Origin of the sequence: Mesorhizobium huakuii, from assembly GCF_014189455.1 — a bacterium.
GTDB classification, from domain to species: domain Bacteria; phylum Pseudomonadota; class Alphaproteobacteria; order Rhizobiales; family Rhizobiaceae; genus Mesorhizobium; species Mesorhizobium huakuii_A.
This window is the reverse complement of record NZ_CP050299.1, coordinates 476,418-490,721: the sequence shown is the minus strand read 5'-3', so window position 1 is coordinate 490,721 and position 14,304 is coordinate 476,418. Positions and strand designations below refer to the sequence as shown.

General features: G+C 59.4%; 9 protein-coding genes and 3 pseudogenes. 6 read left to right on the top strand and 6 right to left on the bottom strand.

All coding sequences use genetic code 11. The features are described 5' to 3' along the window. The first annotated feature begins 620 nt into the window (after window positions 1–620). Window positions 621–2,297, top strand: a complete 1,677-nt coding sequence (locus HB778_RS40010; RefSeq protein ID WP_244662140.1) for a CocE/NonD family hydrolase — start codon at window positions 621–623, stop codon at window positions 2,295–2,297. A 483-nt stretch (window positions 2,298–2,780) separates the two neighbouring features. On the opposite strand, the gene HB778_RS40005 is transcribed toward HB778_RS40010, so the two are convergent. The 6 genes and pseudogenes from HB778_RS40005 to HB778_RS39985 form a co-directional block, all read right to left on the bottom strand. Further along, the gene (locus HB778_RS40005) at window positions 2,781–3,782 is read right to left on the bottom strand and encodes an ABC transporter ATP-binding protein (protein ID WP_183465642.1); all 1,002 of its coding nucleotides are present in this window, start codon (window positions 3,780–3,782) and stop codon (window positions 2,781–2,783) included. Then, window positions 3,782–4,785 (bottom strand): annotated as a pseudogene (locus HB778_RS40000) (ABC transporter ATP-binding protein). The gene HB778_RS40005 and the pseudogene HB778_RS40000 overlap by 1 nt, the downstream one beginning before the upstream one ends. Further along, on the bottom strand, window positions 4,782–5,714 hold the full coding sequence (locus HB778_RS39995; RefSeq protein WP_183465641.1) for an ABC transporter permease: 933 nt from the start codon (window positions 5,712–5,714) through the stop codon (window positions 4,782–4,784). Before HB778_RS39995 ends, HB778_RS40000 begins: the two are co-directional and overlap by 4 nt. Continuing rightward, on the bottom strand, window positions 5,711–6,715 hold the full coding sequence (locus HB778_RS39990) for an ABC transporter permease (protein WP_183465640.1): 1,005 nt from the start codon (window positions 6,713–6,715) through the stop codon (window positions 5,711–5,713). The genes HB778_RS39995 and HB778_RS39990 overlap by 4 nt, the downstream gene beginning before the upstream one ends. Before the next feature lies 1 nt (window position 6,716). After that, window positions 6,717–7,121 (bottom strand): hypothetical protein, encoded by a 405-nt coding sequence (locus tag HB778_RS42565; protein ID WP_244662138.1) that lies wholly within the window; start codon window positions 7,119–7,121, stop codon window positions 6,717–6,719. Then, on the bottom strand, window positions 7,118–8,320 hold the full coding sequence (locus tag HB778_RS39985) for an ABC transporter substrate-binding protein (protein ID WP_244662137.1): 1,203 nt from the start codon (window positions 8,318–8,320) through the stop codon (window positions 7,118–7,120). Before HB778_RS39985 ends, HB778_RS42565 begins: the two co-directional genes overlap by 4 nt. A 636-nt stretch (window positions 8,321–8,956) precedes the next feature. Here HB778_RS39985 and HB778_RS39980 point away from each other — a divergent pair. The 5 genes and pseudogenes from HB778_RS39980 to HB778_RS39960 all read left to right on the top strand — a co-directional run. Next, window positions 8,957–9,617: pseudogene (locus tag HB778_RS39980) on the top strand (IS110 family transposase); the annotation flags it as partial. A gap of 328 nt (window positions 9,618–9,945) precedes the next feature. Next, on the top strand, window positions 9,946–11,169 hold the full coding sequence (locus tag HB778_RS39975) for a site-specific integrase (protein WP_183465639.1): 1,224 nt from the start codon (window positions 9,946–9,948) through the stop codon (window positions 11,167–11,169). Next, entirely contained in the window at window positions 11,166–12,104 is a 939-nt protein-coding gene (locus HB778_RS39970) for a tyrosine-type recombinase/integrase (RefSeq protein WP_183465638.1), read from the top strand. The genes HB778_RS39975 and HB778_RS39970 overlap by 4 nt, the downstream gene beginning before the upstream one ends. Next, window positions 12,101–13,095: pseudogene (locus HB778_RS39965) on the top strand (tyrosine-type recombinase/integrase). The gene HB778_RS39970 and the pseudogene HB778_RS39965 overlap by 4 nt, the downstream one beginning before the upstream one ends. A 313-nt stretch (window positions 13,096–13,408) precedes the next feature. Next, on the top strand, window positions 13,409–14,233 hold the full coding sequence (locus HB778_RS39960; protein ID WP_244662136.1) for a tyrosine-type recombinase/integrase: 825 nt from the start codon (window positions 13,409–13,411) through the stop codon (window positions 14,231–14,233). Window positions 14,234–14,304 lie beyond the last annotated feature (71 nt).

Genomic DNA, 14,304 nt, shown 5'->3' with positions numbered 1-14,304 from the left:
AGCATGCACCAACGTTCAACATGGATCACTTCATGGGGGACGGCCACCACACCCACCAGCAAATCGTGGCTTATATGCGCGGAAAGCCAGAAAACGCCGACTTCCTGCGTTGGTAGAAGATAATTCGCGCCAAAGCGCCCCATTTGACACTGCTACATTCAGATGTCGAGTCCGCAAGTCCCAATGCCGGCCGCGGCGCCCATGGCTGCAGACTGCCAATTCGAAAGTCTTCGCCCCGAAAGGAGTTTCGCCGCTATGAACGATGTGAGCCTCGCGCTTTTCGAGCGCTCGAGTCTGACGTGCGTGGCTACATCCGGCCGTTTCCGGTCCTATCGACCGCGGGCTTGGCACCACCTTCATAGATGCAGAGGGTGTGAGTATCTCGACTTCTTCGCGGGGGCAGGCGCCCTCAATTGCGGGCACAATGACTCAGCTGCAGCCCTGGACTGATAAGCGCCCGCAACTCTGACTAGGCTTGCAGTAGGGAAGCTCGTCGCGGATTCACCGCACCGCTAACCAAGAAAGGGAAATGGAACATGAAGAGCGGATGCTCCGAAAGATGCAACGAGTACCCGAAGCCGCGTTTCACGGTCGACCTTGAGCAGGATGTCCGCATACCGATGACTGACGGCGTCGGGCTTTACGCCGACATCTACCGTCCGCGCGGGGCCGGAGAGCGGCTACCAACGATCCTGATCCGTACGCCGTATAGCAAAGCGCCTTATCGCGATGGGCGCGATTCGAACATGAAGAATGGGATAGCCTTCATGTTCGCTGGCCAAGGCTTCATCGTCGTGGTGCAGGACGTTCGCGGCCGCTTCCGTTCCGAGGGCTCCCGCGGGGCTGCGAGCGAAGCAGGCGATGGCTACGACACTGTTAGCTGGATCGCGGCGCAGTCCTGGTCCAACGGTAAGGTCGGCGGTTATGGCTGCTCTTCACTGGGCATCAGTCAGGTTCTGATGGCCTCCCGGCAACCGCCGGCGCTACTGGCTATCCTCCCACAGGCGGCAGGTGGCGCGATGCGCAATCGGGCGGGCGACGTCATAGTCTCCGGCGTGCCCGAGATCGGCTGGGCATTCGAATGGTTCCGCAATCATGGTAACCAGGGCTCCCAGACGCCCGAAAAAATCGACTATCAGGAAATGCTACGAAGCCTTCCGGTTGCCGACATGAACGAACGATCCGCTGGCTTTCCCAACGACTGGCGGGATTGGGTCATCCATGAGCCTAGTGATCCATGGTGGGACCAGTTCGCCTTGTTCGACGAAAGTTCGCGCCCTAACGTGCCGGCGCTATTCGTCGACTCCTGGTATAATGTTTCGGTCAACGAGACCTTGGATTTGTTCAACGCCTTCCAGAAGCAGTCCACGACGGAGCAGGTACGGCGTAATCAGTATATGATAATCTCCCCCACCGGTCATTGCCAGTCGGAATCGACTCAAACACCGTTCATAATTGGTGAACGCGACGTCGGCGACATTCGCCAGGATTATTGGTCGATATACCTCCGCTGGTTCGATCACTGGCTGCGCGACGGCCAGGGCGACTTCGAGATGCCGCACATCCAGTATTATCTTATGGGAGCGAACCGCTGGAAGTCAGGCGATAGCTGGCCTCTGCCGGAAACCCGTTTCGTGCCCTATTACTTCAGAAGCGGTGGGAAAGCGAACACGAGCAATGGCGATGGCATACTTTCGATGGCGATGGCAACAGGCCCCGCCGATCATTATCGCTATGATCCTGCCGATCCCACACCTAGCCCTGAAAGCATCCGTGGTCGGGCCGACGGCAGTGCCGCCGACCAGCGGGAGGTCGATCTACGGCCTGATCGCCTGGTTTTTCAAACAGAGCCGCTTAGTTCAGGCATGGAGGTGACCGGTCCATTGCGTGCGGTGCTTTACGTATCCTCGTCGGCCCGAGACACGGACTTCATCGTTATGCTGAGCGATGTCTATCCGGATGGCCGTGCATACAACCTTCAAAAAGGCATCGCGCGAGCGCGTTATCGTGAAGCCTATACGGCGCAGGCGAGCTATCTTGAGGATTACAGAGACCCGAGCTTGCTGACGCCTGGCAAGATTTATCGGATAGAGGTGAACATGCAGGCAACCGGCAACTGGTTTGGCCCCGGCCACCGTATCCGCGTACAGGTAGCGAGCAGCTGCTTCCCGCACTATGCCCGCAATCTGAACACGGGTGGTGACAATGCCACGGAAAGCGCGACCGCAATCGCCGAGAACACGCTCTATCATGATCGCAACTATCCCTCTCACATCATCTTGCCCGTGGTGCCGTGACAGTTTGTCCGCAATAATCTCGAGCCGGACAATGCCGCTGCAAATGCTGAGAACGAGAGCGCGCATTTACGCATTTACGGCGCGCTTATGAAATACCGTTTCGCAGCGTTCGATGTTGGGCGGCCATCCCGCCGCTCGCTTAGAATGGCAACACTCTGGACCGAACCTACGAGATCGTAGAGCAAAACCGCAGGTCGCTGTCGGTCCGAAGAGGTTTGTGGATTCGTGTTGCGCTATGCGGGGCCAGTTTGGCGCGACAAAAGCAGCGTTGCGGCCCCATCCTCCGGCTCGTTGGATCGCAGAGATCTACTGGAGCACGTGCTCTTAGAGCGTGGGCACCGGAGTGGTGCAGAGTATGCGCCCTCGTTCATCGGATAATGCAGGAACCGACAGAGTTCGGCTTGCGCGAGGGCCTCACATTCGCGTTTTCTTCTTCGAGGGCTGGTCAATAGGGTTTCCCATCGCGGGCGAGATTTGGGTTCTTCACTTCGCAAGCCAGCAGGCCGACATGTGCTGCGGTCCCACTTCGATGGCCGGCGGCTCCTCTTCCCGGCACCGGTCGAAAGCCAGCGGGCAACGTGGATGAAACCGGCACCCGTTCGGCACGCGCGCGGCGCTTGGAACCTCGCCTTGCAGGACCAACTGCTCGCCGCGATCGATCTCGCTGCCAATCTGCGGAGTGGCGCTGCGCAGCGCGCGCGTATACGGGTGGCGGGGGTTTAACGTGATGTCGTCGGCGCTACCGATCTCGACCAACCGCCCAAGATACAAGACCGCAATCCGGTCGGCGATCAGCCAGGCAACAGCCAAATCGTGAGTGATGAAGAGGAGGGCCATGTTCTGCTGCTGGCGGAGTTCAACCAGGACCTGGAGGATCTGGGCGCGTATCGAGACATCGAGCATGGAGACCGGCTCGTCTGCAACAATGAGATCCGGCTTCACGGAAAGAGCCCCGGCGATTACCACCCGCTGGCGCTGCCCCCCGGAGAGTTCGTGGGGAAAACGTGCGACATATTCATCAGGGGGATTGAGCCCGGCGGCAGAGAGTGCTTGCTGGACACGCTCGCTCAGCTGGCTATTGTCCTTGACCAGCCGTAGTGAACGCAGCGGCTCCGCCACGATATCGAACACGGTCTGTCGCGGATTGAGGGCTTGATAGGCGTCCTGGAAGATCATTTGCACCCGGCGCCGGTAGCGTCTCAGGGCGTAAGAGCCCCGCACCGAGGTCATATCGTCGCCTTCGAAGAGGAGCTTGCCGCCGGTCGGCTGAACGAGCTTGGTGATGACCCGACCCACCGTCGTCTTGCCACTCCCCGATTCCCCGACGAGGGCGACAATTTCGCCATGTCCGACGGTGAGATCGATCCCGTCGACCGCACGCACAGCACCCTGCGGGCGGCCGAGGACACGGTCTAAGAACCCGCCATGCATTTGAAAATGAACCTGCAGGTTTTCTAGGTGCAGGATGGCCGTGGTCTCAGGCATTAGCTGCGATTTTCACTTCTTGCGTCAAGTGACCGGTGAAGGTGACAGGCCACACGTCTCCGGCCGGCCTTGTCGAGGCTGGGCAGTTCAGTCGCGCAGATCGCCATGGCCGACGGGCAACGTGGATGGAAGGCGCAGCCGGACGGCCGGTTCATCAAGTTGGGGGATCACCGGGGATGGGCCGGATCATCCGTTTGCCGTTCGCTGGGTTCGGGATCGATTCGATCAGCAGTTGGGTATAGGGATGCTTGGGTTTTGCGAAAATCTCAGCGACAGTGCCTTCCTCGACGATCCGGCCCGCGTACATGATCATCACGCGATCACAAGACTCGGCCACCACAGAAAGGTCGTGGGTGATCAAGATCAGGGCAAGGTTAAGCCGCGATCGCAACTCACCCAGCAGTTTGAGTATCTGAGACTGTGTAATGACGTCCAGCGCCGTGGTGGGCTCATCACCGATGATGAACGAGGGGCGACACGCGAGCGCCATGGCAATCATCACCCTTTGACGCATACCGCCCGACAACTCGTGGGGATAGGCGGCGCCGCGATCCGCCGGAATGCCGACAAGTTCGAGCAGCTCCCTTGCTCGGGCGAATGCGTCAGCCTTCGGCATCGCGAGCTTCAGCATGCATGGCTCGGCGATCTGCTTGATGACGCGGTGAACGGGATTGAGCGCATTCATCGCTCCCTGAAAGACAACGGAGGTCTCGCTCCACCGATGAGGCCGCATGGCCGCATCATTGTCGATCGGCAGTCGGGTACCGCGATAGCGTACCTCGCCGCCGCTGACCCGCGCGTTGGGCGATAGCAGACCCGCGATCGCCATCGCGGTGGTGGTTTTACCACTGCCCGATTCACCGACGAGGGCAACGGCCTCGCCGACTCGGAGCGAGAAGCTTACGTCGTCGATTGCTCGTAATGAACGACCCTTAAGCCCATAGTCAACAGAAAGCCGGTCGACCTCAAGCAGCGATGCCTTATCTGGGGAGGAATTTATCAAGGGATCGCCCTGCGCCTTGGATTAAAGGTGTCGTCTAGTGCGTTGCCAATCAGGACGAAGCCAAGCGAAACCGTAAGCACGCACACGCCCGGTGCGCCGAGGTACCACCAAGCTCCTGAACTGGCGGCTCCGGCGCGCTGGGCGAGCGAAAGCAAAGTGCCCCAAGATGGCTGTAGAGGGTCACCGAGTCCCAGAAATGAGAGAGCAGTCTCGGTATAGATCGCGCCCGCGACAACCAAGGCACTGTTGGCTGCGACCTGCGGCACGAGATTCGGCAGGATATGCCGTAGCATAATGTTGAGATCGTTAGTACCCACAACCCGGGCGCGCTCGACGAATTGGCGTTCTCGCAGTGACAGGGTCTGACTTCGAACGATGCGTGCAACAAAAGCCCAGCTCGTCAAGCCAATGACCAGAATGATCACGAAAAGAGAAGGGCGAAAACCAAGAATATCTCTGCCGCGCCCAATTACTTCCAAAACAACGGGCGTGATGACAAGAGCAAGTACGAAGGACGGAAGGACGAAAAAGAAGTCCGTCAAACGCATCAGCCAAACGTCGACCTTCCCACCATAGTAGCCCGACGTCATGCCGACGGTTGTCCCGACAATGAGGCTGATCACAGTCGCGAGGAATGCGATAGTAAGCGAGATTCGGGCCCCGTGAACCACTAGGTTGAGCACATCCCGCCCGACTTCATCGGTGCCCAGCACATGCTGCCTTTGCGGCGGTGACAGGAAATCGCCGGTTGCGGTTGCTACCGTCTCCAGCGGTCCCACGAGAGTGTCCGGTGCCGCAGCTAGCACAAGAAATATTACCATAAAAAATAGCCCTAGCTGAGCACCGCCATGGTGAAGAAATTGGCTCAGAAAGGCATTGATTGCTCGCGCACGGACGCGCCAACGGGATGCAGCACTACTTTCGTTCATTGCCGGACCCTCGGATCAAGAAAACCGTAAGTAATATCGGCGAGGAGGTTCACGCCGACGATCGAAACACCGAGCAATAGGAATATGCCCTGAAGGGTCGGATAGTCCCGCGCATTGAGTGCATCGACCGTCAGACCACCAATCCCCGGCCAAGCAAACACGGATTCGACGGTGATGGCACCAGCCACCACGTAGCCGAGATTGAGGGCGATTAAGGTCACTACAGGTAGCATCGAATTGCGGAAAGCATGACGCATCAACATCTGGCGACCAGTTAGTCCCTTGGCCCGAGCGGTGACCATGTAGTCCTCGGTCACGACGTCGCTCATCGCGGCGCGGGCGACCAGCACGTATTGTCCGATAAGACCCAGCGCCAGCGTGGAGGCCGGAAGCACGAGATGGCTTATGCGGTCTGCGATCCAGTCAACGAGACCCACAGACGCGAACGACGGCGAATAGGCACCATAGCCGGGAAGCCAGCCGAGCCCGGTGCTAAATATCATCACGAGTATCATGCCAAGCCAGAATGGAGGTGTTGAATAAAGCGCCAAAGAAGTTGCCGTGGATACATGGTCTATGGCTCCGCCCCGCCGCCACCCAGCGTAGATGCCGAGCACGACCCCGAATACGATTGCAATGAGCTGAGCTAAGCCGATCAGTACAACGGTGGCCGGTAGTCGCTCACAAATTAAGTCGGCGACGCGCCTGCCCCTGAACTTGAAGCTATAGCCCAAGTCTCCCTGAAGTGTTGTTGACATGTAGGCGAGTATCTGATCCGGAAACAATGGTTTGTCTAGACCCCAATTCTGGCGTTGCACCTCGAGCTGTTCGGAGGTCATCGAACCTCGCGCTCCAGCCAGTAGCAAACTAGCAGGGTCTCCAGGAATGATTCTGAATAAAGTGAAATTCACGACTGCTACCATCAAGAGAGTCACGACGGCTCGTGTGAGGACGGTCCAAGCGCGCCGACCGGTCGACCCTTTAGATGCCCCAGATGCCATCTTACATGGGCTCCAAACGGTCCATCGGGAAGTAACCATTCATCGACACAATGTCCTGCGTGCCCCAGCCCTTGAAGCAATCCTTGCGACGGGCGTCGACCAGGTATGGGTAACTTAGTATGATGTATGGTGCCTCTGTGTAAATTAGGCGCGCCGCTTGATCGACTAGTTTCTGGCTCTTCTTGAGGTCGACGGTGCCTTTGATCTCCGATAGGAGCTCATCGAATTTGCTGTTGGTCCAATACGATTTATTTGAAAGGCCGATGCTTTTGCCATCTCCAATGTCGAGCAGGTAGAAGGGAGCGGCAAATGGCCAACGATTGGCAATGAGGAGGTCCCAGCCTCCGCCGCCTTTCTCGGGTGCTGATGTCCGGGCTTGGAGCGAGCCGAAGTCCAGCTCGGTCACGGACACGGGAATCCCGATCTGTTTGAGCCAACCGGCAATGAGCTGGACGGCCGCGATCGGTATCGGCACGTTCCCCCGCTGTTCGCACTGGCGACCAGCTCGAGCTGAACGCTTTTGCCCTCCTTGTCCTCGCGAACGCCGTCGCCGTCCGTGTCGCGATAACCGGCGGCGTCTAGCCGGCGTCCCGCCTCGGCAAGATCGAAGTGGCGCCTGATATCGCTCAGGTCCGAGTAGTATTCAGCTAACAGAGGCGGGATCGGCCCGACGCCGGGTTCGGCCTGTCCGTGCATGGCTCGATCGACGATGGCCTTCTGGTCGATTGCGTAGCCGATCGCATCGCGGAATTTGGGATCCTGTAAGGCTTTCGTGCTGCCTGCCCCTTTTCCAAAGGCTGTATTGAAGGCCAAAAAATCCCGCTGCTCTATGCGCTGTTGTCCAACCACGATATCGGGATTTTTCGAGAGATCGATCCACTGGGCTGTTGTCAGGTTGGCAGCATAATCGAGGCTACCGCTCTTCAGGCCTGCTCCCAGGGCATCGGACGTTTTGAAGATTTGGAGGATCGCTCCAACTATCGCCGGCTGCCCGTTGCGAAAATACGGATTCGGAGTCAAGCGGACAAACTGGTCTTGCTGAAACTCTGAAACGATCATCGGACCAGTTCCTACCAGCGGCGGATCGTTGCGGAAGGCGCCGCGCGCATCGGCGTAGCTAATGTCCTTCCAGATGTGCTCGGGCACAATCATTGTCGAATTGTCGATCGGCCAACGAGTGGGGGTCTTAGTCACGATTTGGAGAGTCTCGTCATCGAGCACCGCAATCGACTCGACGTTTTCCAGTCCGGTAATGTTGTTGTAACCAACGTTCAACTCGTTGGGCGTACCCATAGAGCCGCGCAAATAATTGTAGGTAAACGCGGCGTCCCTGGCTGTGGCGGGCTGGCCGTCCGACCACTTCATGCCCGGCCAGACTTTGAAGGTCCACGTGACGTTGTCAGCGGCAACGGACCAATCTTTGGCAAATCCCTTCCGGTCCGGGTGGCGCTGGGCGTCTACGCAGACAAACCAGTCATAGGCGAAGACCCACGGCCAAAACGAGTTCCAGCTAGCAAAGGGATTCATCGTATCTGGGGCGGAGGTTGTGCCGAAGCGCACGATGTTATCGCCGCAGGATCGCGCGGCAAAGGCCCTTGAGTTCATGACCCAAGGCGCTACCGATCCCAGCAGCATTGCATGCAAGACCGTACGGCGACTGAGTGAACATTTGACCATCTATTAATTCCTCCCTATTGTTTCTCGCAGGTCCCATCAAAACTCATCGTGAGACGACCTTCATATCCATGCGTTCGCATCAATTATGATTCAGTAGTTTCCCTTGTCTGCGGTTTCAAATCGCGCCTCGATCCCTGACTTCGCTCTAGCCCATTTCTGATACCGGACGGTGCCCGCTTCGTGAACGTAGCAGGGTCAATGGGGTCGCTTTGCGCTAATATATCCATAAGGACGCAGGAAATCAGCGTTATTGTGCTATGTGTGCTCAAAAGCGACGATTTCTGGTGCGGAGTAGGAGAACCCTCTACAGTGATTAAGGATAGCCCGGAGACGACACGCTAACGTTCCGGGTCGTAGCTGGCATGGACTTCAAGACTTCTCTGATTGGGGTCGTTGAGGTCAAGCTCCTCCTGATATTTTTCCGGACCATGTCGCCCCGCGGGTCACTCGCTTCTCTTCGCGGTCGGCGTTAGGCCGCCGCACGATGTTGGGGTGGACGGCCCCCGCACGGCATCGAGTGCCAGAATGAGGTCGTTACAGATCTCAAGCAAAGGGAGACCGTCCGTGGAACAAATTATTCGCATTGGCATCGACACGTCAAAACACATCTTCCAGCTCCATGGTGTGAACGCAGCTGAGGAGCCGGCGCTGCGCAAAAAACTGCGGCGCAAGGAGGTGGTGGCGTTCTTTGAGAAGCTGCCGTCGACAGTGGTTGCGATCGAAGCGTGCGGGGGCTCGCACCACTGGGCACGCCTGCTGCAATCGTTTGGGCATGAGGTGAAGCTGATCCCTCCTCAATATGTCAAACCGTACGTAAAGCGCGGTAAGAACGATGCGGCCGATGCCGAAGCGCTGTGCGAGGCGATGAGCCGGCCGACGATGCGGTTTGTGCCGGTCAAGACCGCTAAACAACAGGCGGCATTGATGCTGGTTGGCCTGCGCGACCGGCTGATCCGCAATCGCACGCAGCTCGCCAATGCGATCCGCAGCTATGCGGCAGAATACGGGCTGATCGCTGCCAGGGGGATGTGCAAGATCGAACCGCTGCTCGAGCGTATCCGCAGTTAAGACGCTACCGGATTTAGCGCGGGAGCTGTTCGCGCTCCATGCCAAGGAATATGCGCAGCTGCAAACACATCTGAAAGACGTCGACGCCAAATTGATGGCTTGGCATCGGGCTGAGGAGTGCAGCCAGCGCCTGGCGCCAGCATCTGGATCAACGCCAGACTACGGCGCTGGCAACCAGCATTGCGGACGATCAGCCGCTGTTTTGCTTGCGCGGAGGTCGCCCAATCAATCCTGGGACCATCAGCCAGACCTTTCACGCTATGGTCCCGAGCCTAAATCTGCGGATCCCACCTGGCATTTCGCCTCCACGTCTGCACGATCTGAGACATAACTCCGAGTGCCGGATTATTCCGAATGACGCCATCGCCGCGGCGTAATTTTCTCATGATTGCAAGTAATTGGATCAGCGTCGGCCGTTGATTGCTCGGCATTATTCGGCTGCTCTTTCTGAGCGTGGACTTTCCCACGCTATAGGGAGACAGACGATGATTGATCTGAATAAGGCGCTAGCCAAAGATCGCTGGATAGGCCGATTGGCTAGCCACCTGGATGGTTTCGAGGCTTTGCTCGATGGCCAGGGATACGCCAAAACGACTGTTCAGCAGAAGATTAAGCTCCTGGCCGGTTTCAGTGCTTGGGTGGAGAGGCAGAATGTTCCGCTGAGCTTGCTCGGGGAAGAGGACGCAGATCGATTTCTGACGGAACTTGGTTTGCGCCCGAGGCGTGGCGATGCCTGGACCATTCGGCAGTTGCTCCGATATCTGCGCGACACGGGCGGCGTGCCGGTCCTGCTGCCAGAGGTCGATACGAGCGCCAAGGGTAAGCTGATCGACGCATTTGGGGAATTCCTGCGCAAGGAGCGTGGTCTCTCGGCATCGACATTGACGAACTATCTGCCGATTGTTCGTGGGTTCCTGGACGAACAGTTTGGCGGCAACGATCCGGATTTTGACCGCCTGCGAGTGGGCGACGTTCATCGGTTCATCGTGCGGCGAGCCCAGGCCGGTTCGCCCGGCCGCGCCAAGTTGGTGGTCACCGCACTGCGTTCCTTTCTGCGCTTCCTCCAGCAACGCGGGTTGCTTGCCACCGATCTCGCTGTCGCGGTGCCTGGGATCGCCGGCTGGCGCTTGGCACACCTGCCGAAGGCGCTGCCTGCCGAACAGGTCGAACGGCTCCTTGCGTCTTGCGACAGGAGAACACCGGCCGGCCGCAGGGACTACGCGGTTCTGATGCTGCTCGCGCGCCTCGGCTTACGGGGTGGCGAAGTCTCAGCCTTGACCCTGGACGATCTCGACTGGGATTGCGGCGAGATCGTCGTGCATGGCAAGGGTCAACGGCTGGCGCGGCTGCCACTGCCGGCGGATGTCGGTGCCGCCTTGGTCGACTATCTGCGGCAGGATCGGCCTGCTTGCTCAACACGCCGCGTCTTCATTCGCATAAAGGCGCCCAGACGGAGTTTTGTCAGCCCTTCGACTATTTGCTGCATCGTCCATCGTGCGCTCAAGCGCGCCGGTCTGACGCCGGCGTTCCAGGGTGCGCACCTGTTGCGTCACTCACTCGCCACCGATCTGCTGCGCCGCAGCGCTTCGCTCGTTGAAATCGGTCAACTTCTCCGCCACAGCCAGCCGAACACCAGACAGATCTATGCCAAAGTCGACATCGCGGCGTTGCGTGCCATTGCGCTACCTTGGCCAGGAGTCTCGTCATGAGCGCGTTGCAAGCGGCGCTCGAAGAGTACCTGGCCGCGCGCCGCGCCCTCGGCCATAAACTGCGTCTTTCCGGACGGTTGCTGCAGCGTTTCGTTGTCTTTGCCGAATCTTCCGGCGCCACCTTCATCACCACCGAGATTGCCCTGGCCTGGGCCATGCAGCCGGCAGAGGCACAGCCCGCCCAGTGGGCCAACCGGTTGGCGATGGTTCGCCGGTTCGCGCGCTATTGCAGCGCCATTGACCTGCGGACCGTCGTCCCGCCGCCCGACCTTCTTCCTCACCGGTATCGTCGGTCATCGTCGCCCTATGTTTACCGCGACGAAGAGATCACCCGACTGATCGACGCGGCAAAGCGCTTGCCGTCGACAGTCGGCCTTCGCCCGCAGACCTATGCCACGCTCTTCGGCTTGTACGCGGCGACCGGCATGCGCTGTAACGAACCGCTGCGTCTCGATCGCGGCGACACCGATCTCGTTGATGGCGTGCTGACGGTTCGCGACACGAAGTTCGGCAAGTCGCGCTACGTGCCGCTTCACCCCTCGACGCAACACGCCCTCAAAATCTATGCGGCCAGCCGAGACCGGTCATGCCCCAATCCCCTGAGCTCCAGCTTCTTCCTTTCCGAGCGCGGCACGCGTTTAACCGAATGGGCCGTGCGGTGGACGTTCGTCAAGCTGTCGCGCGAGGTCGGTTTGCGCGGCTCTAAGGATTCCCATGGGCCGCGTCTGCACGACCTTCGCCACCGACTGGCCGTGACAACATTGCTGCGCTGGTATCGCAACGGCATCGATGTCGAACGCCACCTGCCCGAGTTGGCGACCTATCTCGGCCATGCCCACGTCACCGACACCTATTGGTATTTGACGGCAACGCCGGAGCTGCTGCAGCAAGCGCTGCTGCGGGCGGAACAATCTCAGCCGGAATCCCGCCCATGAGCGCCGCCCCAACGTTCCCCGCTCTTCTTGAGGCCTTCTTCACCGATCGCCTCATCAGACAACGACAAGCAAGCCCGCATACGCTGGCGAGCTACCGCGATACCTTCTGCCTGCTGCTGGCCTATGCCCAGCGGCAGCTACGCAAGGGGGCCTCGCACGTCACCTTGCCGGATCTCGACACCGCGTTCCTCGGCGCCTTCCTCGATCATCTCGAACACGAACGCGACAACAGCGCCAGGAGCCGCAATGTCCGTCTTGCCGCCATCCATTCCTTCTTCCGCTATGTGGCCTTGCATGCGCCGGAACACAGCGCATTGGCTCAGCGCGTGCTCGCCATTCCGAGCAAGCGTTACGTGCGCCGGCCGGTCGCCTTCCTCAGCAGCGTCGAAGTCGCCGCATTGCTCGCCGCCCACTCGGCAGTTGGATCGGGCGCCGTGACCGGGCGCTTCTGTTGCTGGCCGTGCAGACCGGCCTGCGTGCTGCCGAAATCGTCGGCCTTCGCTGCGAGGACATTGTCCTTGGCCCGGCCGCCTATGTGCAATGTCAGGGAAAAGGCCGAAAACTCCGCAACACCCCGCTTCGCAAGGATACGGTCACGGTGCTGCGTGCCTGGCTTGCCGAGCGACGCGGGCGGAGCGCCGATCCTGCCTTCCCGACGATAAGCGGCACGTCATTGAGTCACGACGCACTTCAATACCTGCTGAACAAGCACCTCGCCGTCGCACGTCGCCACTGCCCATCGCTGGCCAGCAAGCACGTAACGCCGCATGTCCTGAGGCATACCCTGGCAATGGACCTGCTCCAGCACGGCGTCGACCGCTCGGTCATTGCTCTGTGGCTGGGCCACGAGTCGGTCGAAACCACCGCCATCTATCTTAAGGCCGACATGAAGCTCAAGGAGCAAGCTCTGGCGAAGACCGACACGGCCGACATCCGGTTGGGCCGCTACAAGCCCGACGACCATCTCCTTGCATTCCTGAAGAGCCTCTGATTATGCCGACCCAACAGCCACAGATCGCCCGCACTCTTTGGCCTCCCGGCCGTCACTCGGAATAATCCGGCACTCGGAGTTATGTCTCTAATTCCGAACTCGGAATTAGCGGCACTCGTTTGCCGTTGGCACACTCACGCGCTGCTACAGGCTCGGCCTGGATCCTCAGACAAAGCTTCTTGCACTCTCGAATTTCATGGGGCACGGCGACATCAGTTCCACGGCGGTGTATCTGACGCCGACACAGGAGCTTCTCGAACACGCCAACCGTCTTCCGTGCCTTTGCCGCGGCAACGCTCGGGGAGGATCGGTCATGACCCTCTCCCTCGGTACACTGGTCCAGTCATTTTTTGCCGATCATCTCCCGGTACAGAAAGGGCTGGGGCTCGGTTCGATCCGCAGTTATCGTGACACGATCCGCCTGTTCCTGTGCTTCGTCTCCGAGCAGCGTGGCGGCAGAATTACTGCACTGGCCCTTGACGACCTGACGTTCGAACGGAGTCTGGCATTCCTGAAGCACCTGGAACAAGAACGCGGCAACTCGATACGAACTCGCAATCAACGTCGCGCTGCACTGAACACCTTCTTTGCCTACCTCGCTGTGCGTGCACCCGAGATGCTGGCGGTTTATCAGCAGGTCGCGGCAATCCCCGTCAAGCGCACATCACTTCCCGATACGCACTTCCTGGAGCGGGAGGAGGTGGCGGCATTGTTTCGTTCGCTGCCGCGGCAAGGGCATCTCGCGCTGCGCGACCACACACTGTTGCTCTTCCTCTACAACACGGGCGCTAGGGTACAGGAAGTTGCCGATCTTCGTATCGAGCACCTCGAACTCAAGCCGCCGGCCAAAGTCCACTTGCACGGCAAAGGTGACAAGTGGCGGACGTGCCCGCTTTGGGATGAGACAGTGAAGCATATCCAGGCACTCCTGGCCCAGCGCCGCGCAACGCCAGGCGAGCCAGTCTTCTGCGCTCCGAAGGCTCGTCCTCTAACGAGGTTCGGGATCTACAAGATTGTCCGACGCCACGGCGCATCCTTCGATACACGCGGGCCGAAATCCAGCGAGTCAGTCCGCATCTATTCCGGCACACCGCTGCCTGCCACAGGCGATGCGGTCGTGTCCCCAGACGTGGTGTAGCTCGGCGGTAGCGAAGCCGCTCGCGAGCGCGCCCTCAACAGCGCCGTAGCGAGCGAGCGGCTTTGCGGTGG

What these genes read in the sequence shown, in the direction of transcription:
- HB778_RS39960 (WP_244662136.1), top strand. Translation starts at nt 13,409, where the DNA reads ATGACCCTCTCCCTCGGTACACTGGTCCAGTCATTTTTTGCCGATCAT.
- HB778_RS40005 (WP_183465642.1), bottom strand. Translation starts at nt 3,782, where the DNA reads ATGCCTGAGACCACGGCCATCCTGCACCTAGAAAACCTGCAGGTTCAT.
- HB778_RS40010 (WP_244662140.1), top strand. Translation starts at nt 621, where the DNA reads ATGACTGACGGCGTCGGGCTTTACGCCGACATCTACCGTCCGCGCGGG.
- HB778_RS39995 (WP_183465641.1), bottom strand. Translation starts at nt 5,714, where the DNA reads ATGAACGAAAGTAGTGCTGCATCCCGTTGGCGCGTCCGTGCGCGAGCA.
- HB778_RS39975 (WP_183465639.1), top strand. Translation starts at nt 9,946, where the DNA reads ATGATTGATCTGAATAAGGCGCTAGCCAAAGATCGCTGGATAGGCCGA.
- HB778_RS39970 (WP_183465638.1), top strand. Translation starts at nt 11,166, where the DNA reads ATGAGCGCGTTGCAAGCGGCGCTCGAAGAGTACCTGGCCGCGCGCCGC.
- HB778_RS39990 (WP_183465640.1), bottom strand. Translation starts at nt 6,715, where the DNA reads ATGGCATCTGGGGCATCTAAAGGGTCGACCGGTCGGCGCGCTTGGACC.
- HB778_RS39985 (WP_244662137.1), bottom strand. Translation starts at nt 8,320, where the DNA reads ATGAACTCAAGGGCCTTTGCCGCGCGATCCTGCGGCGATAACATCGTG.